Origin of the sequence: Bacillus sp. E214 (genome assembly GCF_008087365.1) — a bacterium.
Taxonomy (GTDB): Bacteria; Bacillota; Bacilli; order Bacillales; family Pradoshiaceae; genus Pradoshia.
Genome location: NZ_VENN01000001.1, coordinates 328,658 through 353,725, shown reverse-complemented (window position 1 = coordinate 353,725; position 25,068 = coordinate 328,658). Strand labels below are relative to the sequence as shown.

The 25,068-nt window shown below is 39.7% G+C and carries 27 protein-coding genes; all 27 read right to left on the bottom strand.

Going from position 1 to position 25,068, the window contains the following annotated elements; translation table 11 throughout:
- Positions 1 to 44 precede the first annotated feature (44 nt).
- Complete coding sequence (gene topA / locus FHY47_RS01680; RefSeq protein ID WP_148629563.1) at positions 45 to 2,120, bottom strand: type I DNA topoisomerase; 2,076 nt, start codon at positions 2,118 to 2,120, stop codon at positions 45 to 47.
- 269 nt (positions 2,121 to 2,389) lie between these two features.
- The gene (gene dprA / locus FHY47_RS01675; RefSeq protein ID WP_148629562.1) at positions 2,390 to 3,259 is read right to left on the bottom strand and encodes a DNA-processing protein DprA; all 870 of its coding nucleotides are present in this window, start codon (positions 3,257 to 3,259) and stop codon (positions 2,390 to 2,392) included.
- 76 nt (positions 3,260 to 3,335) lie between these two features.
- Positions 3,336 to 4,238: a succinate--CoA ligase subunit alpha gene (sucD, locus tag FHY47_RS01670; RefSeq protein ID WP_066100471.1), complete on the bottom strand. Its 903-nt coding sequence runs from the start codon at positions 4,236 to 4,238 to the stop codon at positions 3,336 to 3,338.
- Positions 4,239 to 4,256: 18 nt separating this feature from the next.
- Entirely contained in the window at positions 4,257 to 5,417 is a 1,161-nt protein-coding gene (gene sucC / locus FHY47_RS01665) for an ADP-forming succinate--CoA ligase subunit beta (protein WP_148629561.1), read from the bottom strand.
- Positions 5,418 to 5,420: 3 nt separating this feature from the next.
- Complete coding sequence (locus FHY47_RS18785; RefSeq protein WP_187393409.1) at positions 5,421 to 5,687, bottom strand: hypothetical protein; 267 nt, start codon at positions 5,685 to 5,687, stop codon at positions 5,421 to 5,423.
- A gap of 70 nt (positions 5,688 to 5,757) precedes the next feature.
- A complete protein-coding gene (locus FHY47_RS01660) occupies positions 5,758 to 6,024 on the bottom strand; it encodes a 3-isopropylmalate dehydrogenase (protein WP_148629560.1) in 267 nt (88 codons plus the stop codon).
- Between the two features lie 130 nt (positions 6,025 to 6,154).
- A complete protein-coding gene (locus FHY47_RS01655; protein ID WP_139891260.1) occupies positions 6,155 to 6,424 on the bottom strand; it encodes an EscU/YscU/HrcU family type III secretion system export apparatus switch protein in 270 nt (89 codons plus the stop codon).
- Positions 6,421 to 7,899 (bottom strand): hypothetical protein, encoded by a 1,479-nt coding sequence (locus FHY47_RS01650; RefSeq protein ID WP_148629559.1) that lies wholly within the window; start codon positions 7,897 to 7,899, stop codon positions 6,421 to 6,423. The genes FHY47_RS01655 and FHY47_RS01650 overlap by 4 nt, the downstream gene beginning before the upstream one ends.
- Positions 7,900 to 7,917: 18 nt before the next feature.
- Positions 7,918 to 8,688: a ribonuclease HII gene (locus FHY47_RS01645; protein ID WP_066100499.1), complete on the bottom strand. Its 771-nt coding sequence runs from the start codon at positions 8,686 to 8,688 to the stop codon at positions 7,918 to 7,920.
- 81 nt (positions 8,689 to 8,769) lie between these two features.
- Positions 8,770 to 9,633 carry a ribosome biogenesis GTPase YlqF gene (gene ylqF / locus FHY47_RS01640; RefSeq protein ID WP_066100502.1) on the bottom strand — a complete coding sequence of 288 codons (864 nt, stop codon included), beginning with the start codon at positions 9,631 to 9,633 and terminating at the stop codon, positions 8,770 to 8,772.
- Positions 9,634 to 9,652: 19 nt separating this feature from the next.
- The gene (lepB, locus tag FHY47_RS01635) at positions 9,653 to 10,210 is read right to left on the bottom strand and encodes a signal peptidase I (protein ID WP_066100505.1); all 558 of its coding nucleotides are present in this window, start codon (positions 10,208 to 10,210) and stop codon (positions 9,653 to 9,655) included.
- Positions 10,211 to 10,350: 140 nt separating this feature from the next.
- Positions 10,351 to 10,695, bottom strand: a complete 345-nt coding sequence (gene rplS / locus FHY47_RS01630) for a 50S ribosomal protein L19 (protein WP_066100509.1) — start codon at positions 10,693 to 10,695, stop codon at positions 10,351 to 10,353.
- Between the two features lie 135 nt (positions 10,696 to 10,830).
- Entirely contained in the window at positions 10,831 to 11,571 is a 741-nt protein-coding gene (gene trmD, locus FHY47_RS01625) for a tRNA (guanosine(37)-N1)-methyltransferase TrmD (protein ID WP_066100512.1), read from the bottom strand.
- Positions 11,571 to 12,089, bottom strand: a complete 519-nt coding sequence (rimM, locus tag FHY47_RS01620) for a ribosome maturation factor RimM (protein WP_139891559.1) — start codon at positions 12,087 to 12,089, stop codon at positions 11,571 to 11,573. Before rimM ends, trmD begins: the two co-directional genes overlap by 1 nt.
- Positions 12,090 to 12,105: 16 nt before the next feature.
- Positions 12,106 to 12,492 (bottom strand): YlqD family protein, encoded by a 387-nt coding sequence (locus FHY47_RS01615; RefSeq protein ID WP_066102285.1) that lies wholly within the window; start codon positions 12,490 to 12,492, stop codon positions 12,106 to 12,108.
- A 786-nt stretch (positions 12,493 to 13,278) separates the two neighbouring features.
- A complete protein-coding gene (locus FHY47_RS01610) occupies positions 13,279 to 13,509 on the bottom strand; it encodes a KH domain-containing protein (protein ID WP_066100515.1) in 231 nt (76 codons plus the stop codon).
- 14 nt (positions 13,510 to 13,523) lie between these two features.
- A complete protein-coding gene (gene rpsP, locus FHY47_RS01605) occupies positions 13,524 to 13,796 on the bottom strand; it encodes a 30S ribosomal protein S16 (protein ID WP_066100518.1) in 273 nt (90 codons plus the stop codon).
- Between the two features lie 95 nt (positions 13,797 to 13,891).
- Complete coding sequence (gene ffh, locus FHY47_RS01600; RefSeq protein WP_066100520.1) at positions 13,892 to 15,238, bottom strand: signal recognition particle protein; 1,347 nt, start codon at positions 15,236 to 15,238, stop codon at positions 13,892 to 13,894.
- An 11-nt stretch (positions 15,239 to 15,249) separates the two neighbouring features.
- On the bottom strand, positions 15,250 to 15,588 hold the full coding sequence (locus FHY47_RS01595) for a putative DNA-binding protein (protein ID WP_066100523.1): 339 nt from the start codon (positions 15,586 to 15,588) through the stop codon (positions 15,250 to 15,252).
- A 353-nt stretch (positions 15,589 to 15,941) separates the two neighbouring features.
- Positions 15,942 to 16,931, bottom strand: a complete 990-nt coding sequence (ftsY, locus tag FHY47_RS01590) for a signal recognition particle-docking protein FtsY (RefSeq protein ID WP_066100527.1) — start codon at positions 16,929 to 16,931, stop codon at positions 15,942 to 15,944.
- Between the two features lie 13 nt (positions 16,932 to 16,944).
- A complete protein-coding gene (smc, locus tag FHY47_RS01585) occupies positions 16,945 to 20,514 on the bottom strand; it encodes a chromosome segregation protein SMC (protein ID WP_148630228.1) in 3,570 nt (1,189 codons plus the stop codon).
- 42 nt (positions 20,515 to 20,556) lie between these two features.
- Complete coding sequence (rnc, locus tag FHY47_RS01580; RefSeq protein WP_066100529.1) at positions 20,557 to 21,282, bottom strand: ribonuclease III; 726 nt, start codon at positions 21,280 to 21,282, stop codon at positions 20,557 to 20,559.
- Positions 21,283 to 21,451: 169 nt separating this feature from the next.
- Positions 21,452 to 21,685, bottom strand: a complete 234-nt coding sequence (locus FHY47_RS01575) for an acyl carrier protein (protein ID WP_066100531.1) — start codon at positions 21,683 to 21,685, stop codon at positions 21,452 to 21,454.
- Between the two features lie 73 nt (positions 21,686 to 21,758).
- Positions 21,759 to 22,505 carry a 3-oxoacyl-[acyl-carrier-protein] reductase gene (fabG, locus tag FHY47_RS01570; protein ID WP_066100536.1) on the bottom strand — a complete coding sequence of 249 codons (747 nt, stop codon included), beginning with the start codon at positions 22,503 to 22,505 and terminating at the stop codon, positions 21,759 to 21,761.
- Positions 22,498 to 23,457 carry an ACP S-malonyltransferase gene (gene fabD / locus FHY47_RS01565; RefSeq protein ID WP_148629558.1) on the bottom strand — a complete coding sequence of 320 codons (960 nt, stop codon included), beginning with the start codon at positions 23,455 to 23,457 and terminating at the stop codon, positions 22,498 to 22,500. The genes fabG and fabD overlap by 8 nt, the downstream gene beginning before the upstream one ends.
- A gap of 49 nt (positions 23,458 to 23,506) precedes the next feature.
- Positions 23,507 to 24,484, bottom strand: a complete 978-nt coding sequence (gene plsX, locus FHY47_RS01560; RefSeq protein WP_139891265.1) for a phosphate acyltransferase PlsX — start codon at positions 24,482 to 24,484, stop codon at positions 23,507 to 23,509.
- Positions 24,481 to 25,065: a transcription factor FapR gene (gene fapR / locus FHY47_RS01555; RefSeq protein ID WP_066100552.1), complete on the bottom strand. Its 585-nt coding sequence runs from the start codon at positions 25,063 to 25,065 to the stop codon at positions 24,481 to 24,483. Before fapR ends, plsX begins: the two co-directional genes overlap by 4 nt.
- Positions 25,066 to 25,068 lie beyond the last annotated feature (3 nt).

Sequence of the window (25,068 nt, the reverse complement as noted above, 5' to 3'; positions counted from 1 at the left end):
TTTTATTGAGATTTAAGAAGGAAGAGCCTCAGCTCTTCCTTCCTTTAACTTTGTGGTTCTTCCTTATAATTGCAATCAAGACATGTAACTTGAATGCCTTTTTTAAGTTTTTTCTCAACTAACGGTCCTTGACATTTTGGACAAGGTCGCTGTATTGGCTTATCCCAAGAAATGAATTCACAGGCCGGGTAACGATCACAGCCATAAAAGATGCGGCGTTTTTTGCTTTTTCGTTCAACGATATTGCCTTCATGACATTTAGGACATTTCACACCGATTTCTTTGACAATCGGCTTGGTATTCCGGCAATCCGGGAAATTACTGCATGCTGCAAATTTTCCATAACGCCCCATCTTGTACACCATCGCCGATCCACATTCCTCACATGATTCGCCTGTTGGTTCATCCTTTATTTCGATTTCTTTCATCTCTTCTTCAGCCTTGGCTAAATCCTTTTCGAACTCTTTGTAGAAATGATCGATAATATTAACCCATTCAACTTCACCATCTTCTACATTATCCAGTTCGTTTTCCATTTTAGCTGTGAATTCGACGTCCAGGATGTCAGGAAAGAATTCACTCATAACTTCAATAATAATCTCTCCAAGCTCTGTCGGAACAAAGCGCTTATTATCTAGAGCTACATAGCCTCTCTTTTGGATAGTATCAAGTGTTGGCGCATAGGTTGATGGTCTGCCAATGCCTAATTCCTCAAGGGTTTTAACCAGCCTTGCTTCTGTATAACGAGGCGGCGGCTGAGTAAAATGTTGATTTGACTCAATGTCTTTTGAAAATACAACATCCCCTTCTTTTAGATCTGGCAGTAAATTTTCCTTTTCTTCATTATTATCATCATTGCCTTCAATATATACTTTCATAAAACCGGCAAATTTTACTTTTGACCCATTTGCTCTAAATACGACATCACCGTTTTTTAAATCTACGGCCATCGTGTCCATAATGGCAGGCGCCATCTGGCTGGCAACAAATCGTTCCCATATTAATTTATATAAGCGGTATTGGTCACGAGAGAGATATTGCTTTATCATAGAAGGTTCCCTGATTACCCCGGTCGGCCTTACCGCCTCATGGGCATCCTGTGCTCCAGATGTTTGCTTATCCTTCCTTTGGGTCTTTGGTAAGTACTCTTCCCCAAACTGAGATGTAATCCATCCGCTTGCTTCTTTTTGAGCAGTTTCTGAAATCCTGGTAGAGTCCGTTCTCATATACGTAATCAGACCGACAGTTCCTTCTTTGCCAATCTCAATACCTTCATACAGTTGCTGTGCAATCATCATGGTTTTCTTTGCTCTGAAATTAAGTTTACGAGCCGCTTCCTGTTGCAGGGATGATGTTGTAAACGGAGGAGCTGGATTACGTTTTCGCTCCTTCTTCGTTACCGATTGTACTAAGAATTCGTTTCCATTTAATTTTGAAAGTATATTATTTACATCGTCTTTGGATTGCAACGGAACTTTCTTGCCATTCAAAGATTGAAAGTTAGCTTCAAAATCCTTCTTGCCTTTCAGAAACGATCCATTAATGGACCAATACTCTTCCGGCTCAAATGCTGCTATTTCTTTCTCACGATCGATAATTAGACGGACAGCAACCGATTGAACACGTCCGGCACTTAGGCCTTTTTTTATTTTTTTCCATAGAATTGGGCTTATGCTGTATCCCACAATACGGTCTAATACTCTTCTCGCTTGCTGTGCATCTACCAGATTCATTTTAATAGGTCTTGGATGTTTAAATGATTCTTTAATTGCGTCTTTTGTTATTTCATTAAATACGACACGGCAATCAGAGCTTACATCCACACCGAGACTATGAGCTAAATGCCACGCGATTGCTTCCCCTTCTCTGTCGGGGTCAGCTGCGAGATAGACTTTCTTAGCTTTTTTTGCGGCTGTCTTTAAATCTTTAAGTACATCACCTTTACCGCGAATGGTGATATATTTCAATTGATAATTGTGTTCAAAATCTACACCCATCTGGCTCTTCGGTAAATCACGTACATGGCCCATGGATGCTTTCACTTTATATTTTTTTCCTAAATATTTTTCAATGGTTTTCGCTTTAGCAGGCGATTCCACTATAACTAAATAATCCGCCATTTCTTTCCTCCTTAAGAGGGTATCATTCTCTATATTCATGCATGTATGATTATGAAGGTTTAGATTTACTTCTGTCAATGATATGTTCTAATGATTTTTTTACTATTAACAACAATCAATATAATCTGAATAATTACCCTGACCAAAAAACCTTGTCTGAAGCACAATGTATAACAGAAATTATAATTTTGCAACTTAAATAGTTTTAAAATAGCCTAACTAACAAAATGGTAATCTTTATCCATGGATGTCCCGAAGCTCTGTTGATGTCACCACTCATAGATAATGTCATTAGCATGATTGATTAATTTGGCACCCTCTTTAATCAGCTCATGCGGGCCTGCAGACAGTTCAGAAAACACACTGCCCGGTACCGCATAGATATCTTTACCCTGTTCTAACCCATGCTGGATTGTGATAAATGTCCCACTTCTTTGTTTTCCCTCTACCACTAGTATAGCCCGTGATAAACCACTAATAATTCTGTTTCTCATAGGAAAATGCCAGGGTTCCGGTTTCATGATGGGTGGATATTCAGACAATACTACACCATTTTTCATAATTAATTCAGCAAGTTTTGTATTTTCCTTTGGATAAATATTAAAAAGCCCACCACCAATAACAGCTATAACCTTTCCACCGCTTTGGAGAGCTTTATGTTGTGCATGTGAATCGATCCCTCTTGCTAATCCACTAGCAATACAAACATCTGCATTAACTAAATCAGGAATTAGATAGTTAACCGTCTTTTTTCCGTATTCAGTAGGGGCACGGCTACCTATTATGGCTAATATCCTTGAATTATGCAAGAGTTCAGGATTTCCTTTGCAATATAAAATCCATGGTTGTTGATAAATAACAGAAAGTTGTCCGGGATATAGGTCATCGAGGAATGTTATACAGCGGATGTGGTTTTTCTCATATATAGAAGGCATTTTTTGAAGATCTTCATTGTGGAGGTCTTTCATGAAGAAGGAGATTTTTGACGGGGATAAATCCAATGTTTCCACCCAATAACGGTAGGGCTGATCATACATCTTCTGAAGGTTCGGATCATCTTTCAATATGCGAAATTTAGCTTTCCAACTCATACCCCGACAATGATCCAGGTGCACAAGCCTATTCTTCCATTCATCCATAACAGCTTCACCTCTTAATATTTTTAATATAAAAGACGCTCCCCTAAAAAAGGATAAGGGGAGGCCTGTCTTATTATTAATGCGTTTTACATTTATCGTATAGCCCTTTTTCTTTTAATACACTTAGCATCGTTTCACCCATTACAGCCGGAGTTTCAGCCACTTTAATACCGCATTCATTCAACACCCGAATTTTCTCATCGGCTGTTCCTTTTCCGCCGGATATAATGGCGCCTGCATGGCCCATTCGTTTCCCTGGAGGAGCAGTACGGCCTCCGATAAATCCGGTAACCGGTTTTGTCATATTTTCTTTCACCCATTGGGCTGCTTCTTCTTCCGCTGTACCACCTATTTCACCGATCATAATCACCGCATACGTTTCAGGATCTTCATTAAAAGCTTTTAAAACGTCGATGAAATCAGTTCCATTGACAGGGTCGCCACCAATACCAACTGCTGATGACTGTCCAAAGCCCGCCTGAGTTAATTGATGCACCGCTTCATAGGTTAATGTACCCGAGCGAGAAACAACGCCAATATGCCCTTTTCTGTGGATATAACCAGGCATGATCCCTACCTTACATTCTTCAGGAGTAATAACGCCCGGACAGTTCGGCCCGATTAGACGTGTTTTCTTCCCTTCCATATAACGTTTTACTTTTACCATGTCCAATACAGGGATATGCTCTGTAATACAGATGACAAGATCAAGCTCTGCGTCAACTGCTTCAAGAATGGAATCTGCAGCAAAAGGAGCTGGTACATAGATAACTGATACATTGGCACCTGTTGCTTCTTTTGCTTCAATTACGGTATTGAAGACAGGAACACCCTCAGCCTCAGCGCCGCCTTTACCAGGTGTTACACCGCCAACAATATTCGTGCCGTATTCTAACATTTGCTTCGTATGAAAACGGGCTGTAGATCCTGTAATACCTTGTACAATCACTTTTGAATCTTTATTAACAAATACGCTCATTTCATATATCCTCCAGTCTTAGCCTATTAACGAAACGATTTTTTGTGCACCATCAGCCATTGATTCTGCAGCTGTGACATTAATACCGGATTCCTCTAATATCTTTTTACCAAGGTCTACATTCGTACCTTCTAGGCGTACGACCAGCGGTACCTGTAAGCTAACCTGTTTAGCTGCTTCAACAACGCCCTCAGCAATAACATCACATTTCATTATGCCGCCAAATATATTTACAAAAATCCCCTTAACATGGCTGTCTGAAAGGATAATCTTAAATGCTTCCGTAACTTTTTCAGCCGTTGCACTGCCCCCAACATCGAGGAAGTTGGCTGGAGTGCCACCATAGTGATTAATAATATCCATTGTTGACATCGCAAGTCCTGCGCCATTAACCATGCAGCCGATATTGCCATCAAGAGATATATAGCTTAGGTCGTATTTGGAAGCTTCGATTTCTTTTGGATCTTCTTCCTCAAGATCTCGATAAGCGACAATATCCTTGTGGCGATAAAGCGCATTTTCGTCAAAATTCAACTTAGCATCCAAAGCCATCACTTCTCCGTCGCCTGTAACGACTAAAGGATTGATTTCAGCAATAGAACAGTCTTTTTCAATAAATGCCGTATAAAGACTAGTCATAAATTTAGCTGCTTTGTTGATTAATTCTTTTGGTATATTAATATTAAAAGCTATTCTTCTAGCTTGGAATGGTGTTAATCCGATTACAGGATCAATAACTTCCTTGAAGATTTTTTCCGGTGTCTTTTCTGCAACTTCTTCTATTTCTGTTCCGCCCTCTTCAGAAGCCATTAATACAACTCTTGAAGTTGCTCTATCAAGAACAAGCCCAACATAATATTCTTTCTTGATGTCACAGCCTTCTTCAATAAGTAAGCGTTTTACTTCTTTACCATCCGGACCCGTTTGATGCGTTACCAATACTTTGCCGAGTATTTCACCAGCATATGTACGAACCTCATCCAGCGATTTGGCAACCTTGACACCGCCAGCTTTCCCTCTTCCACCCGCATGGATTTGAGCTTTCACAACAGTAACCGCAGTTCCAAGTTCACTTGCTGCGTTAACTGCTTCCTCAACAGAAAAAGCGACTTTTCCATTTGGAACATTTACCCCGTATTGTCTGAGGATCTCTTTACCTTGATACTCATGGATATTCATTTCTTATCCTCCCATCAAAACTTTCAGACTATAAAAAATATATTGCGTTTTCATTGTATTAAAACTAGTATTCAAAGTCCAATAATTTAAAGCGATTTCACCAAATATCGGTAATTTTTTTACACTTATTACATAAAATGATAAAGAAAGCATACTAAAAGAAAGGCTGAAATCATCATTTTCAGCCTTCAAAAAAGATATATATTTTGGCATTCCGTAGAAAACTTCTTCGGATAAGTTACTATAGTAATAGAAGATAATTCTATCCACTACTCCCTCAAAATCTCACAACTTTTCTTTTTAGCTTTTCGCTTCATCCCAACTTCAGGAGCTATATCCATTAGGTTTGTTTTCGATACAATTTAACAAGCGAAACGATGATGGCAATCAAAAAGACGGCGATACTATTCCACAGCAAAATAGCTGCTATGTTAAATCCGTAAAAGAACGCAAATCCATCTTCTATCAGCCAGACGGCTAACATTCCAGCGACTAAACCAAACACACCGGCCAATAATAAAGTGACTAATGCAGCTAGATACAAATTGCGCTTTTTATTAAAAACAAAGAACGCAATTAAATTCGCTGCCAGAATGAAAATAATCATTAGAAACAGAAAAAAAATCGATCACGCCCACTCCTTATTTACCCATATTTTTCAAACTAAAAGACCTGTCCACAATACACAGGTATTCTATGGCGAAATTCTCTATCTCTTAGGAAACCCTTTCTATAAATTATTTACTAGTTTTATGGTCAACCTTATATATAAAGGCAAAAACCTCTGCAACTGCCTGATAAAGTTCCTCAGGAATCGATTGATTAATCTCAAGCTGTGATAGTAATTCTGTAAGACTAGGATCCTTTCGGACAGGAATCTCATGTTTTACAGCTTCCTTTAAGATATGATCAGCTACAATACCTTTTCCCTTAGCTATTAATTTTGGGGAGACATCCTGATTTTCCTCATATTTTAAAACAGAGGCAGATTTTCTGCTTTTTTTCATATTTTATAATCAACCCCGGTATACCCAAAAGAGGGATAATATGATTTACTTATTTCAGAATTTACAGACTTCTCCTGCGAAAAATCAGCAATTTTTACAGTTGATAGAATATACCCCTTCTCCTCTAAATTTTCCTTCAGTATGGTCACCAGGGAACTGGCAGCAATATTTGCCTCCTTTTTCTCCCCAGTCCATATCTTTAAACTAATGATCCGGTTTTGGATATTCATATCAATAACGGTTTCTTTTAAGTGGGCTAGCTCTAAATAAAATACAATTCGGCAATATGCTGGATCAATTGTCCCATCTTCTCGTTTTCGACCAGTCCATTGCAATGTCAAATCACCTTTAACCGAAGTTAAGGGAACTGGAATCTGCATAAATACATTCTGCAGTGGTCCGGTTTCCTGGGATAATAATTGAAACGCGGCTAACCTTGTCAGAATGGCTTCAGCCTGGTTTTTTAGTTGGATGGGTGTTTTTTCGGCCGTCAATTGTATCAATGTATCCTTTACTATACTTGTCTCAGGCTGTTTTGATTGATCCTTAATTCCTAGTGATTGCATGATGGAGTTCATCGCCTTATATAAGGTGTTATTCTTATCAAGATGACTAAACAGATCACTTTTCAAAATTTTTTCCTGAACCTTTTGCCATTCTTCTGCTGTTAGTTCAGGGGGACGTGTGCTATTTCCACTAAATACCCTTTCTATCCATTCCTGTAATCTATTATGACTAGAATTCGATAAAATTACCTCTCCTTCCTTAAGGATCAGCCCAGCCTTTTGAAAAATTTCCATATTCTCGTCCATAAGAGACATAGCTATCCCTTGAAAGGCTTCCCTCTTACCTGTCTGAAGAAATTCCTCTAATCTATTTATTATATGAGCATATTTACCTAGATTGTCGGAAGTCTTAAGATATTTTGTCAGGGAATCAAGCATACTAGTTAATGATTCTCCAGTTTTCAGTGATAAAAGAGCATCCAACACAGTTTTATGTATCGGAAGCTGGTTCATGTACGCTAATTTAATGGTTGGCATTCCTATCGATGGATCGCCTGTTGAATTCAGCCAGTTTAAAGCCCTGGTAAAGCTATCTTTCGTCACAGCCAGCTGGTTGGCAATCACCATTTCAGCCAGATTTCCCCCCGCCCTTGATGCCTTTATCTGGAATGCACTTAATAGTTGAGCGGGCAAATCGGGCTTTGATATTCCACTGCCAAAAGGCAATACCTTTAATTGCATCAAACCATTTTCTGTTTGCCTGACCTGAAATAATTGGCGCACATGCGCTTCCACTGATACATCCAATTTCGCTATCATTTTTGTTCCATTTACGAGAACTTCCGCCATATTATGAGGATAAAATTTCGTGATTTTTCCAGCAAATATTTGGCCATCTCTGAAGCCTGTTGATACCTTGCTATAAGCCAGTTTATTGATCCATGAATCTATATTTATGACAGGCTGCAAAAAATCACACCTCTCTTATCAGTAATTATTCTTTAAAGGAGCAAATGTCATCCTGTGCCAATCAACCGGACCATACTTTTCGATAGCTTCTAAATGACTGCTCGTTCCATACCCCATATGCTTATCAAATCCATATTGTGGATAGATTTCTGCATATTCCTTCATAAGTCTGTCTCTCGTTTCTTTGGCAATGACTGAAGCAGCTGCAATAGAGATAGACTTGGCATCCCCTTTAATCAGCGACATCTGTGGTATAGGCAAGTCTAACTTCATAGCATCTATCAATGCATATTCCGGGAATACTTTTAACTGATTCACTGCTGAAAGCATCGCCTTTTTGGCAGCTTCATAAATATTTATTTTGTCGATTTCCTCACTGTGTATAATGCCAACCCCAACCGCAAGCGCATTTTCCAGTATGTACTCGTAGTATTGCTCTCTTTTTGCAGCAGAGAGTTTCTTTGAGTCAGTAAGGCCGGCTAAATAAAAGTTTTCAGGCAAAATCACAGCCCCTGCTACTACAGGACCAGCAAGCGGCCCTCTGCCTGCTTCGTCTATGCCCACTATATATTGATATCCTTCATCCCTTAGTTGGTTCTCAAAAACCGATATGGAGTCGAAATGGCGTCTTTCCTCTACTTTCCTGGCAATTGCTCTTTCAAAGCCTGAGAGGGCAACCTGGACGCCTTTACGCTGATCCTTGCGGCATTCCTGAACAAACGGATCCTCGATGGTTTCTAGCTCTTTAAGCTTATTTTTTATTTCTGAAATGGTAAGTGAATTCGTCATTTCTGCTATCCTTCCTAATTAATATCGGTTTTGGCACACAAATGTAAAGACCCCCAAACAAGGGGGCCTTCTAGTTTTTTATTATATATCAGATTCCAATTCAAATGGAGATTCAAACGTTAATCTTCCAAATTTTTGTGTACGGATATCTCTTATAATCAATTCAGCAGTTTTATCATAATCCACTATGCCACCGCCAGCTAAACATCCTCGCAATTTCCCTACTTGGTCAAAGGCTTCCACAATTTCTTCTGGAATTTCCTCAAGCTTATACCCATCGAGCAAACGCGCTGGATATTCCCTCTCCAAAAATTTCAATCCATAGATTGCAATATCATGAAGATTTAAAATGGTATCCTTAATAGCTCCTGTTACAGCTAGTTTACAGCCGACTTCCTGATCCTCAAACTTCGGCCATAGGATACCAGGAGTGTCCAATAGTTCAAGCTCCTTACCAACTTTAATCCATTGCTGCGCTTTTGTCACACCTGGCATATTACCGGTTTTGGCAATATTTTTTCCAGCAAGCCTATTTATTAATGTAGACTTCCCAACATTGGGAATTCCGACAATCATGGCACGGATTGCACGTGGTTTTATTCCTCTAGATTTCATCTTTTCTATTTTTTCTTTAAGAACTTCTTGAGCTCCCGCCATAATACTTTTCAAGCCTGTCCCTTGATGTGCATTTACGGCTACGGCTTTAATTCCCTTAGCTTCGAAATAGGCTAACCATTGATTTGTTTTACTTTGATCTGCCATATCTGCCTTATTTAAAATCACCAGCCGCGGTTTATGCTGAATAATTTCATCAATCATAGGATTTCTAGATGATTGGGGAAGCCGAGCATCTACTAGCTCAAATATTATGTCTACCAGCTTTAATTTTTCTGTTACTTCACGCCGAGCTTTAGCCATATGCCCGGGAAACCATTGTATCGTCATACTTTCACCTTTTCAGTCATTAGTCAACAATTCTAAATTCTTTTAACGGCCAGTACACTAGACTGGTTTTGCCCAAAATCTCACTTTGCTTGATCGTTCCAATATGGCGGCTATCTTTCGAGTATCTTCGATTATCCCCCATCACAAACACTTCACCCTCGGGAACCGTTTCCTGGCCAATAATTTCTTCCAGTGTAAATGGTTCTGTCAAAGGTCCTTCAATCATTTGTTCCTTGGCTTCATCCAGGTAAGGCTCTTCATATGCCTTGCCATTAATATATAAAGTATCATCTTTATATTCTATTTTATCTCCAGGTAAGCCAATTACTCTTTTAATGTAATCTTTTTCTTCTGTAGCGTGAAATACCACTATATCAAATCGCTCAGGTTCACCGATTTTATAGGACATTTTATTGACTACCATTCTATTTTCATTATGAAGGGTTGGCATCATCGATAAACCATCAACCAATATAGGTGCAAATAGGAAATATCGGATGATTGCTGCCAATACTATTGCAATAACTAAAGCTTTAACCCACTCGAGGATTTCACTTTTCCCTTTAGACTTAGCCATATTCGTACACCGCCTATATCTTCTCTATATATGTATAAATATATACTTTTCACATAAAAAAGCAATAATTTGATGTTTAATGTGAAAAAGGAGCTTGTGTCAGCACAAGCTCCTTGTATCCACTCACGTTAAACACGTAATTATCGGATTTCTTTAATACGTGCTGCTTTACCGCGTAGGTTACGCAAGTAATAAAGCTTAGCACGACGTACTTTACCGCGACGGATAACTTCCAATTTAGCGATACGTGGTGTGTGCAATGGGAATGCACGTTCAACACCTACACCATAGGAAATTTTGCGGACTGTGAAAGTTTCACTGATTCCGCCTCCACGACGCTTGATTACTACGCCTTCGTATACCTGAATACGTTCACGAGTTCCCTCAACAACCTTAACGTGTACTCTTACAGTATCACCGGAACGGAAAGTAGGAAGATCAGTTCTTAATTGATCCTTCGTGATTTCTTCGATTAATTTATGCATCGTATTCAACTCCTTCCACCCAATGCTCTTGCCACCCCTTCTCGAGATAATGACAGCGGAACATTGTTATAAAAGCAAGGCTTTACAGCCTAACTCACAAAATGTATCTTATCATATAAAACACCTAAAGCGCAACTATCTATCTTCATTTTTTATTTCTTCGAGCCATTTTTTTTCTTCTTTGGTCAGATCATAATGATTCAATAAATCCGGACGCCTTTGCCAGGTTCTGCGCAAAGATTCTTTCTTTCTCCATTCCTCAATATATTTATGGTTTCCCGAAATGAGAACATCCGGGACCTTCATCCCACGAAAATCAGCCGGACGCGTATAATGAGGGTGTTCCAAAAGACCTGAACTAAATGAATCCAGTACAGGTGAATCCTCATTCCCCAGCACCCCTGGCAATAGCCGCACTACACTATCGATGATCACCATTGCTCCAAGCTCTCCACCCGTTAATACGAAATCACCAATTGATATTTCGTCTGTTACCGCATGTTCGCGTATCCTTTCGTCATACCCTTCGTAATGCCCGCACACGAAAATAAGCTGATCTTCCTTTGCCAGTTCCTCTGCTTTAGCTTGGTTATAGCGTTCCCCCTGTGGACATAAAAGGATGACCCGAGGCTTTTTCTTCTGCTCTTTTGGAGTGATTTGCTCCAAGCAATCAAAAATCGGCTGAGGTTTCAGTACCATTCCTGCCCCACCGCCATATGGGTAATCATCAACAGATTGATGCTTGTTATCTGAATACTCCCGGAAATTATGGGTATGGTATTCAACTGCCTGTTTTTCAGCAGCCTTCTTAAGGATGGAGGATCCAAACACTCCGCTGAACATTTCAGGAAATAAGGTTAGGATATCGATTCTCATTAATCAAGCAGTCCTTCCATCGGATCAATCGAGATCATTTTTGCATCTACATCAATTTCTTTAACAACATCATCAATATAAGGAATCAATACTTCTTTACCGTTTTTCCCGCTGATGACCCATACATCATTTGCTCCAGGTGAAAGGATTTCTTTTACCACACCCAATTCGGCACCATCTGCAGTACGTACTGTGCATCCGATGATTTCATGGTAATAATATTCCCCTTCATCAAGGCTGCCCATTTGTTCCTCTGATATCTTTAATACGCCTTCTTTATAAGACTCCACTGATTCTATCGTGCCATGCCCTTCAAACGTCAATAAATAAAAGTTTTTGTGTTGTCTTGAAGATTGAACAGTGACTTCAACAGGCTCATTTGAGCTCTTTTTAAAGATATATAAAGTGCTCCCATTTTTATATCGTTCTTCCGGGAAATCAGTGCTTGAAATAACCCTGACCTCGCCTTTTATTCCGTGGGTATTAACAATTTTGCCAACTTTAAACCATTTTTGCATTTCTTTCTGTTCACCTCTATTTAAATTCATCAATGATTCCATCTTTAATAATGATGGTTTTAGTTTGTACAACTTCTTCCCAATTTTGCCCGACTTCAACATCAATTATTGCCTGAACTTCTCGTTCCTTTAATTCACTCCCATAGGGGAGAATATCAAGCTGTTGAATTTGAAAGTCCAGCAGCTTCACTTTTTCCTTACGCATATCGATTTCTTTCTCAAAATGCGTTTTTAAGCTTGCGGGTTGAAATTTCTTTGTTTTTTCCAGCTTCTTTAATTCAAAGCGCAATTGATCACATTCTTTATTCAAAACGCTTTTTTTATATTCAAACTGCTCCAACAGCTGTATTTTACTCTTCTCAGTTAATACCTGTTTCACTATAACATTTTGAAGTATTTTCATTATGGCACCTCTTTCATACATACCAATCCACCAATTGTATTACGGTACTGAAGAAATCCTGAAACTTATCAACTCATCATCATTATAGCTACTTTCAAATCACGGTACTATGTATGGATTATAAACTTCACTCTAAAACCAACCCAAAACCCTCATAATTCATAACTTAATACTATCCCGAACCACAATAAATGACAACCAAAAGCTGAGGCGACTGTTCAGACCCGACAAGCATAAGAGGAGGCACGTAGGGAGGCGTCCTTTCCTCCCGCAGTGGCTACACTTATGTCTCGAGGGTCTAGGAGCCGAAGCTAGATGACAACCAAAAGCTGAGACGGCTCGCCCAGAAGCGAGGAGCATAAGACAGGGGTTCGGAGGGAGGCGCTCTCCCCTCCCGAAGAGACCATGCTTATGTCCTGAGCTTCTAGCCGTCGAAGCTAGATGACAACCAAAAGCTGAAAGAGCTCGCCCAGGAGTGAGGAGCATAAGACAGAGGCTCGGAAGGGGGGGTAAGGTACAAAGACTAAGAACGCCACATCGTGTCGCAACGTCTTTGTGTCCAACATCCTGTTGCCCTCCTGTAGAGGCTATGCTTATGTCCCGAGCTCCTAGCTCATGAAGCTGGATGACAACCAAAAGCTGAAGGGCCTAATTCAAGGAACGAAGACTAAAAACGCCACATCCTGTGGCAACATCTTCGTTACCTCATCTCCTTGCCCTCTTGCTCAGCCCTTAGTGAGTATGCATGAATATATAAGAAAAAGGAGGGATTGCTCCCTCCTTTTTTCAATCGCGTATTTCCAGATAGACTTTTTTGTCATTCTTGGATGCAGCAGTATACACTACTGTTCGAATAGCTTTAGCTACACGCCCCTGTTTGCCGATTACCTTCCCCATGTCTTTCTTATTGACCGACAGGGTAAAAACAATCTTATTGGCTTGTTCATCCATTGCTACGGTCACGTCATCCGGATGATCGACAAGAGGCTTTACGATTGTTTCAATCAATTCTATCATAACGGACCTTTATATTACTTGCTTTGCTTCGCGTTGTGGAATTTTTCCATGATGCCTTCTTTTGACAACAAGTTACGAACTGTGTCAGATGGTTTAGCACCATTTTGAAGCCATTGTAAAGTAAGTTCCTCGTCAATTTTCACTTCAGCTGGGTTTGCAACTGGGTTGTAAGTTCCAACTGTCTCAATGAAACGACCGTCACGAGGAGAACGAGAATCTGCTACTACAATACGATAGAAAGGAGTCTTTTTAGCTCCCATACGTTTTAAACGAATTTTTACTGCCATTTTATACTTGCACCTCCGAATAGTATCACACAAGATAGTATATTACCAAATCAATATACCCTTGTAAAGTGTTTTTTCTTAACACCCATATTTTTTTACATAAAAGGTAGCTTAAAGCCGCCTTTTTTCTTACCTTTTTGCTGCATGCCAGTCATTTGCTTCATCAACTTCTTCATGTCTTCAAATTGCTTTAGAAGTCGGTTTACTTCCTGAATCGGTCTTCCGCTTCCTTTAGCAATCCGTTTACGTCTGCTGGCATTAATAATTTCAGGCTGATCCTTCTCTTTCTTCGTCATTGATTGAATGATTGCCTCAACATGAGCAATTTGCTTATCATCAATGGAAAGATTGTTCATCCCTTTAATTTTGTTTGCACCTGGAAGCATTTTTAAAATGTCATCCAGCGGTCCCATTTTTTTGACCTGTGCTAGCTGTTCGAGGAAATCATCAAATGTGAAAGAGTTTGTACGCATCTTCTTCTCGAGTTCGCGTGCTTTCTCCTCATCAACATCAGTTTGGGCCTTCTCAATCAGCGTGAGAACATCGCCCATCCCTAGAATCCTTGAAGCCATTCGTTCCGGGTGGAATGGCTCTAATGCATCCATCTTTTCACCCATACCGACAAACTTAATCGGTTTTTCAGCTACTGAACGAATGGATAATGCTGCACCACCGCGTGTATCTCCATCCAATTTGGTTAAAATAACACCGGTGATTTCGAGTTGGTCGTTAAAGCTTTTAGCTACATTGACTGCATCCTGTCCTGTCATGGCATCTACAACTAAGAAAATCTCATCTGGTTTTACAGCTTCTTTAATTTCAGCCAATTCGCCCATCAGATTTTCATCAATATGCAAACGCCCTGCTGTATCGACTAAAACATAATCGCAATGCTCTTCTTTAGCTTTGGCAACCCCTTGCTTGGCAATTTCTACAGGACTTACTTGATCTCCCAAAGAAAAGACAGGCATAGAGAGCTGACCGCCTAAAGTTTCAAGCTGCTTAATTGCTGCGGGACGATAAATATCGGCTGCAACTAGCATTGGTTTACGATTATATTTCTTGCGAAGCAGATTAGCCAGTTTACCTGTGGTTGTTGTTTTACCGGCACCCTGTAAACCAACCATAAGGATAACAGTTGGAGGACGATTTGAAACAGCAATCTTGCTTTGTTCGCCACCCATTAATTCCGTCAATTCTTCCTTAACGACCTTGATTACCTGTTGACCAGGTGTCAAGCTCTTTAAAACTTCTTGACCAATAGCCCTTTCATTGACACGTTTGATAAAATCCTTAACTACTTTAAAGTTAACGTCTGCTTCAAGAAGTGCGAGCTTTACTTCTCTCATCATTTCTTTTACATCAGCTTCCGTCACTTTACCCTTGCCTCGGATTCTTTGCAAAGTGCCCTGCAGTCGGTCGGCTAAACCTTCAAATGCCATTATGCCGCCTCCTAATCTAACTTTTCAAGAGATGCTATAATCTCAATCAGTTGTTCTTTAACATCATTTTCATTCATCTGTTCTGTTAAACTTCCTAACTTATTGAGCAAAAGGCTGCGTTCCTGTGATTTATAAAACAGTAAAAGCTTAGCCTCGTATTCTTCAAGCATCGCTTCTGTTCGCTTAATATTATCATAAACGGCCTGGCGGCTCACCTCATATTCATCGGCAATTTCACCCAGGGAATAATCGTCCAGATAATAAAGAGACATATAACTTTTTTGCTTTGGTGTCAGCAATGATTGATAGAAGTCATATAGGTAATTCATCCGCATTGTTTTCTCGAGCATTACTGACCCTCCAACTCTGTTAAGTGAAATACCTTTACAATATACAAGTTTAATCGGAAAATCAAAGAATGTCAAGAACCCTTTCCTGAAGAGGCAAGGCTTGTATTACCAATGCTTTACTGTCATATTTCAGTTTTAAAAACACATGCAAAAGAGCGCAGTTTTTATTTAAAAAGATAGATTCATCTAAGGTGACGCCAATGGTAAATCTCTTCTATCCTTGCTCCTTTCGAACCAACTGCCTTTTCCCGAATGATTATCCCTGTCTAAAAATCCTCTAAAATTACGACATAGACTCCGTAAAAGAGAAAAGAGCCCGTATAAACACAGGCTCTTCCCTTCAAAATAATGGTTTACTCTTCTGCTTCATCTACTAACTCGGCAAATAATCCATATACAAATTGTTCTGCATCGAATTCCTGTAAATCATCCATTTGCTCACCCAGGCCAGCGAATTTAACTGGAATGCCGAGCTCATTGCGAATGGCAATGACAATTCCGCCTTTCGCTGTTCCATCTAGCTTTGTTAATACAATCCCGGAAACATCTGTGGCTTCCTTAAATGTTTTGGTTTGAATTAACGCATTCTGTCCAGTGGTGGCATCGAGAACCAACAACACTTCATGCGGCGCACCCGGTACTTCCCGTTCAATAACCTTCTTAACCTTTTCAAGCTCTTTCATAAGGTTAACCTTGTTTTGAAGTCTTCCTGCTGTGTCACATAGAAGGATATCCGCTTTACGTGATTTAGCAGCCTGCACAGCATCAAACATAACAGCAGCTGGATCTGAACCTGCTCCCTGCTTAATGACCTCTACACCAACCCGATTGCCCCATACTTCTAATTGTTCAATCGCACCGGCACGGAAAGTATCTCCCGCTGCCAAAAGGACCTTCTTACCCTCACTCTTATATTTATGAGCAAGTTTTCCAATCGTTGTCGTTTTACCCACACCATTCACACCTACAAACAGAATAACTGTCAGTTGATCTTCCTGAATGTTTACAGCATTGGATTTCTCCTCACCAGCCTGATAAATTTCAACAAGCTTCTCAGATATAACGCTTCGTACATCTTTTGTATCTTTTATATTGCGGCGTTTCACTTCAAATTTCAGCTTATCAATCAATTCCATTACGGTTTCAACACCGATATCCGCCTGAATCATGACATCTTCAAGCTCTTCAAAAAAGTCTTCATCCACTTCTCTGTAGCGGGCAACTAAATCATTGACCTTTTCGGAAAATGAATTTCTTGTTTTAGTCAATCCCTGTTTAAACTTTTCAGATGTACTAGTTGTTTGTTCACTAAATTTTTCTTTTAGCTTCTTAAAAAAACTCATGTATTTACCACCTTTAAGTTGATTCAATTAATTCCTTTGATTCCTCTAACCGGACAGAAACAAGCTTCGAAACTCCTGATTCCTGCATGGTAACACCATACAGGACGTCCGCTTCTTCCATTGTTCCCTTGCGGTGCGTGATTACGATAAATTGCGTTTCTTTACTGAATTGCTTTAAGTATTGGCTGAAACGGTACACGTTTGCTTCATCAAGCGCCGCTTCCACTTCATCCAATATACAAAACGGAACCGGTCTTACGCGTAAAATAGCGAACAAGAGAGCGATGGCTGTTAGTGCACGTTCCCCACCTGATAATAAACTGAGATTTTGCAGCTTTTTACCAGGAGGCTGTGCAATGATATCCACACCGGTATTTAGTATGTCCTCTGGATCTGTCAACTTGAGCTCTGCTCGACCCCCGCCAAACAGGGAAGGGAACACCAAATTAAATTCTTTTTTAATTGCATTAAAGGTAATCTCGAAACGGCGCTTCATTTCTTCATCCATTTCATCAATCACATCAAACAATGTATCTTTTGCTTCCTGCAAATCATCTCTTTGAGCTGTTAAAAATTCATATCGCTCCGAAACGCGATCATATTCTTCAATCGCACCAATATTCACTGTACCAAGCTCTTCGATAGAAAGCTTAATTAATTTCACTTTCCGTTTTGCTTCTTCAGGTTCAATCGTAAGTGGATATTGTTCTTTAGCTGCTTCAAAGGTGAGTGTATATTCCTCGCGAAGCGTATCCAAACGGGTATCCATTTCCACATCTAAACGATTGAGTTTGATTTCTTCGTCTTTTAATGTTTCTGATAACCCTCTATGCTGGCGTTTCCACTCTTTTAGTTCCATTTCATTTTCTTCAACAAGCTCTAATAGTTCCTGTCGCTTTGCTCGTGAAGCTTCAATTTCACGAACCGCTTGTTCTTTTTGTTCTAGCTTCTCTGCTGCAGTTTGTTCCAGATTTGTTTCACCCGTGGAGCTTGATGACATTTCACCATTTAACAGGGAAAGATCTTCTTCATTATCACGAATGTTTTGTTTTACCTCATTTAATTCTGATGTCAACCGTTCTACTTCATTTTGCTGATGCTGAAGCTGTTCGGTTTTTGATGCTAATTGAATCTTTAATTCATTCAATTCCTCTACAAGGGAGTCCTTGCTAGATTGATCCATCTGCTTTTGCTCGGTATACCTGCTAATATCAGCATCCATTTGTTTAATGGATTGTTCATAGGAGGAGAGACTGTTTACCAATTCCTTTATACGACTTTCTTTCATATGGCGTTCTTCATCAAGTGACGATTTTTCCATATCATAAATCGTTAATCGTTCATTGACATTGCGTTCTTCAAGCTGCAGCTCTCTTATTTGCCCTTTAATAGATTCTTCATTCAAACGAAGCGTTTCACCAGCTTCACGAAGACGGGTGACTTGTTTCTCAGAATCAGCCAAATCGGCTTTTATTTTCTTTACATGAGCTTCCAGCTTGGCTGTCTGCTCGTCCATTTGGGCGATTTTTTCAACAAGCTCCTCTTTTTCTCCCTTACGTGAAAGAATAGATGAACCCGACTGTCTGTTCGCTCCACCTGTCATTGCTCCACCTGGACTGACAATATCCCCTTCCAGGGTAACAATTCTATATCGATATCCTGTAAGCTTTGCGATTTCATTAGCTCCGACCAAATCCTGAACAATAAAAACATTTCCCAAAAGACTCGTCATGACTTCTTTATACTTCTCATCATACTGAACAAGATTAGAAGCAAGCCCAATAAAAGCCTGATGAGACCCAGCAGTCTGTATAACCTGAGAAGGGACAGACTTACCTTTTATTGTGGATAAAGGCAAGAACGTAGCTCTTCCAAGTCGATTGCGTTTTAAGAAAGCAATCGCTGTACGTGCATGATGTTCTTCTTCCACCACAATATTTTGCAGGGCTCCACCCAGAGCAGTCTCAATGGCAACCGCATAATCCTTCGGCACATTAAGTAACTCAGCAATAGCGCCTTCAATTCCATGTAAGTTTTTATTCTTTTCTTTAAGAATTTCTTTTACACCCTGGAAAAATCCGGAGTAATCCTCTTCCATTTCTTCAAGCATTTCTTTTCTTGATTTTGCTTTTTGCAAATATTGATATGCCTGATAAAGAGTTTTTTCCTGTTTTTCATATTGGGTTTTTAAATTTTCATGCGAATGCTGTAATTCACGATAACGATAAATTTGATTCTCTAGATCCTGCTGAACGGCATGGAGTCGGATTTCCGTTTCTTTCAAGCGAGCCGTCACCTGTTCCCTAGAAGACAATAATTTGCCATTATCAAGATCTAATTTTGCATGCTTACTTTGCTGTTGGCTTAATTGCTGTTCTAAATAGGTCAGCTCATGTTTCGCCGCAGCCTGTTGGTTTAACTGTTCAATATACTCACTTTTCAGAGCATCAATTTTAGCTTCCAGGTCTCCCGCAAAGTTACTAAGCAAATTTTGTTTTTCCTGTAATTTTTGTTTAAAGTTTTTCGTTTCTGCCTGAAGAAGATGCAATGTACCCACTTTTTCATCTCGGATACGTGAGACCTGAATCAATTTATCTCGCCAGTTTTGCAGACTTTTTTCAAGATGCTGCTTGTTTTGGCTTGCATTCTTCATTCTTTCAATTAAAACTTGTTTACGGCCTTCTACCTTTTCAAGTTCTTCACTGACAGATAACAAAGTAGACTGTAAAGACTGAATACGATTATCTAGCTCAGTCAACTGCAAGCGAGTCGCTTCTACTGCGGATTCCTTTTTCTGAATTAATAAACTGAATTCAGAATCCTTTACTTGATGCTCTTCAAGCTGCTTTGATAATGAAGTCCATTTTTCGTGAAGGACTTCAATTTCATATACAAGCAAGGCAGCTTCAAATTCCTCAAGTTCCTCTTTTTGCTGAAGATAATCGCGGGCAATGGATGCCTGTATCTTGAGTGGCTCCACCTGTCCCTCCAGTTCATGTAAAATATCATGAACACGGTTCAGGTTAGCCCTTGTTTCCTCAAGCTTAACCTCCGCTTTCTTCTTCCTTGTTTTATATTTTAATACACCAGCTGCTTCTTCAAATATAGTGCGGCGTTCCTCCGCTTTACTGCTTAAAATCTCTTCTACTTTCCCTTGGCTTATAATTGAAAAAGCTTCCTTCCCAAGTCCTGAATCCATGAATAAATCAACGATGTCTTTCAAACGACATGGTTTTTTATTAATGAAAAAGTCACTGTCACCAGAACGGGTCACCCTTCTTGTGACACTAACTTCATGGAAATCAATCGGAAGGAACTGACTTTCATTATTTAATGTAAGGGTAACCTCTGCAAAGTTAAGAGCCTTTCTGGAGTCACTTCCAGCAAAAATAATATCCTCCATTTTGGAGCCCCTCAACGATTTTGCAGATTGTTCACCCAACACCCAACGGATTGAATCTGTGATATTGCTTTTTCCGCTTCCATTCGGACCTACTACAGCAGTTACACCCGAAACAAATTCAACGGAAATGCGTTCAGCAAAAGATTTGAAACCTACTATATCCAATCGTTTCAAAAACAATTGTTTATCTTCTGACATGGTACCCAACTGCCTTTTAATCATTTATTTACTGCTTTTCTGCAAGTGCATCAATGCTTGCTGTGCAGCATGTTGTTCTGCTTCTTTTTTCGATTTGCCCTTACCTGCTCCAAATTCCTTCCCATTCAAGGATACTCTGGCGATAAATTCTCTGTTGTGTGCAGGACCTTTTTCATTAAGAATTTTGTATTCCAATGTACCAATTCCGTCTTTCTGAACCAATTCCTGTAACTGGCTCTTAAAATCCATCACATGAGAAAAAGCACCGTTATCTATTTTTGGATAGACTGATTTTTTGAGGAACTCAATTACGACATCTAACCCCTGGTCTAAATATAATGCCCCGATAAAAGCCTCAAAGACATCTGCCAGAAGAGCCGGACGTTCCCTTCCTCCAGTCATTTCTTCCCCTTTTCCAAGTAATATTAAAGGACCAAAGGAATATTCAGTGGCAAACTTAACAAGTGAAGGCTCACAAACGATAGCAGCTCTAAGCTTTGTTAATTCTCCTTCACTCATCGTATTGAATTTTTTGTATAAAAATTGTGATACAGTCAATTCCAATACCGCATCCCCCAAAAATTCCAATCGTTCGTTATCTTCATATGGCTTGCGACGATGCTCATTCACATAGGATGAATGTGTAAATGCTTGTTTTAATAAATTGATGTTTTCAAATGAAACACCAAGCCGATCCTGAAATGCGATAAAATCTGCATCATTGTTTATCTTTCTTTTACTCTTCTGCATATTGACCCCCTGCTAAATCTGACTAAAAAGTTTCTCACATTTTAGTATATATAAATCCAAAGAATTGGAAAAGGTACAAATTGATAACGAAATTCTTTGATATATACAGACTTTTATTATAATAGCATGAAAAGCCCCGTATTTATACGGAGCTTTTCATAAGAACTAATTAGTTTTGGCTTTTTATGTAGTTCACAGCATCGCCAACTGTTGAAATTTTTTCAGCATCATCATCTGAAATTTCCATACCGAATTCATCTTCAAGTTCCATAACCAATTCCACAACATCAAGGGAATCAGCACCAAGATCATCTTTAAAAGAAGCTTCAAGTGTTACTTCGGATTCATCTACACCAAGGCGATCTACGATTATTTTAGATACTTTCTCTAATACGTCTGACACAACTTCACCTCCCTTCAAGATTGCATCTAGTATATTGTACAAGGGTTAATCGACATATTCAATCTTTGAGTTATTACATAACCATTCCGCCATCGACATGAATCGTTTGGCCTGTAATATATCCGGAATCTTCCGCAGCCAGGAAAACAGCTGTTTTAGCCACGTCCTCCGGCTTACCAAATCGGCCCAATGGTATTTGCTTCAACATTTGCTCTCCAACATTCTCCGTTAATGCATTGGTCATATCTGTTTCAATAAATCCAGGGGCAATCGCATTTACAGTAATCCCACGTGTTGCCAATTCTTTAGCCGATGTTTTGGTTAACCCTATGACTCCTGATTTAGCAGCTACATAATTGGCCTGACCGGCATTTCCGCTCACACCCACCACAGACGAAATATTAATAATCCGTCCCTGCCTTTGCTTCATCATTTGCCTGGATACAGCTTTTGTACAAAGGAAAACACCTTTTAAGTTTGTATTGATGACAGAATCCCAATCATCTTCCTTCATACGGATCAACAAATTGTCACGTGTGATTCCTGCATTATTTATCAAAATATCAATCTTGCCAAATTTTTCAGTTACAATTTTCACCATATCAGTAACAGACTCAGCATTTGTCACATCCCCCTGGATGGATATTGCTTCTCTGCCAATCTCCGTTATTTCTTTAACAACATTTTCAGCTTTTTCGCTGTTCCCGGCATAATTAACAGCAACTGAAGCCCCTTCTTTTGCCAGAGCAATAGCAATGGCACGACCGATTCCTCTAGATGCGCCCGTCACAAGCGCAATTTTCCCATCCAATTTACCCATTTGCTTTAACCTCCGTATCAAGTGAACTGACCACATTTTTACATGATTCAATATCTTTGACTGAGTATACTTTAACACCGCGGTTGATTTTCTTAACTAGGCCTGAAAGAACAGTTCCAGGACCAAATTCGATAAAGGTTGTCACACCTTCATGAATCATATACTCAACAGATTGCTGCCATTTCACTGGAGAATACAGCTGTTTGACCAGACTGTCTTTTATTTCATCACCTGTTCCAGCTAGGGTTCCCGTATAGTTCGATATGATTGGATAATCAGGAGTCCTAATTTCTATTGTATTGAGTGTATCCGCAAGCTTACTCGCTGCGGGTTTCATCAACGAAGAGTGAAAAGGACCGCTGACTTCCAGGGGAAGCACTCTCTTTGCTCCTTTTTCCTTTGCAAGCTCTCCTGCCAATCTTACCCCATCCATTGTTCCAGAGATAATAATTTGGCCTGGGGAATTTAAGTTTGCTAATTGTACAGGTTCACCTTGATTCGTTATCGTTTTCGTTACTTCTTCTAGACTTGACTCATCCATACCAAGAATAGCACTCATCGTGCCTATCCCAGATGGAACAGCCTGCTCCATATATAAGCCTCGATTTCGTACGAGTTTTACCGCATCCTCGTATTGAATGGACCCAGCTGCAGCATAAGCCGTATATTCACCCAGGCTGTGGCCTGCCATATAATCAGGTTTTAAATTAGACATTTCACGAAATACGCTAAGAAGCGCTAAACTTGTAATTAACAGACTCGGCTGAGCATTGTATGTACGTGTCAATTTCTCTTGCGGTCCTTCGAAAATAAGCTTACTGAACTCTTCAGCCAAGCATTCATCTGCTTTTAAAAAGAGATTTTTCACATTTTGATAATTGTCGTAAGCATCTTTTCCCATACCTACAGTTTGTGAGCCCTGACCCGGAAAAATAAAAGCAAATTTAGTCATCATATCCCCCTTACTATTCGTCCCCTTACATTCGTTCCCTTTTCTTCGTTTATTTTATTGCCTCATGAATCGTTTCTGCAACATGATGTTCTACCATAATTTTCGCCTGACGAATGGCATTATAGAATGCATTTGCATCTGAGGAACCATGTGCTTTTATGACAGGAGCTTTTAATCCAAATAGACCTGCACCACCGTATTCAGAGTAATCCAGCTTATTTTTCAGTTCTTTAAACCCTGGCTTTAAAACAGCTGCGGCCAGTTTGCTCTTTAGATCGACCATCATCGCTTCTTTTAACATTTTAAATAAAGCAGAAGCCGTACCTTCAGTTGTTTTTAAAACCATGTTTCCGGTAAACCCGTCGGTTACGACAACATCAGCTACTCCATTTAACAAATCCCGAGCTTCCACATTACCGATAAAATTAAAGTCAGCATCCTTCAATAAAGCAAATGCCTGCTTGGTAAGCTCATTTCCTTTTTTATCCTCGGTACCAATATTCAATAAACCAACTCGCGGTTTTTCAATATTGCGGACCTTCTCAGCATAAACAGACCCCATCAAGCCATATTGGTAAAGATGCTCCGGCTTCGCATCAGCATTGGCTCCCACATCCAACAGAACAAATCCTTTTCCATCAATTGTCGGTAATGTTGGGCTAAGTGCAGGTCGATCAATTCCATCAATTCTTCCAACCACAAAGAGACCTGCGGCCATTAGAGCTCCCGTATTTCCTGCTGAGATGCACGCATCGGCCTGTCCATCTTTTACATACTGAGCAGCAAGTACCATAGAGGCATTTTTCTTTCTTCGCACGGCTCTTACCGGTTCATCATCACCAGTTATAACCTCATTCGTATGGATAATGGTTATCCGTTCATCTGAAGTTAAATGCTTTTTAATTTCAGCTTCATCGCCAATAAGCATAATTTCTAGTTCCGGGAAAGATTTAATCGCTTTTTCTGCGCCTTTCACAGACTCTTTTGGTCCGTGGTCTCCACCCATAGCATCTAATGCAATTTTCATTCTTGTTCATCCTTTTTCTCTGTAGTCGTTCGGTACATGGAAAACTCCCCTTTAAATACAAGCTCCTTACCTACATAGCTATGCACAGTAATCAGGGATCTTCCTTTATCGTTATCCACTTCAATAACCTTGGCTTTGGCAATCACACGATCGCCTTCATACACAGATTTTGTGAAGTGGATGGCAGCTTTTGCTGTTAACGCCAGTTCCTCATTAGTTACCGCAACGGCCAATGAATTGGCTTGTGCGAATAAATGATGCCCTCTGGCTATTTTATTTCTCTTAAATACATGTTCAGGTTTTATATCCAACAAGGAAATAGCACTGTTATCTAAATCAAGATCAATAATATCCCCGATTATTTCATCAACAGGTAAAGATTTAATCTCGTCTGTCATTCTTTTCTCGGCGACAGACTTTATTCTTTCTCTCAATTCCGGGATGGATAGTTCGAGGCGATCCAGACGAATCGTTTGGATACTAACCTTTAATTGTTCAGCCAATTCCTCATCGGTAATAAAAGGATTATCCTGTATCATATCCTTTAATATAGCTTGTCTATCCTTCTTGTTTCTTTTCAAAAA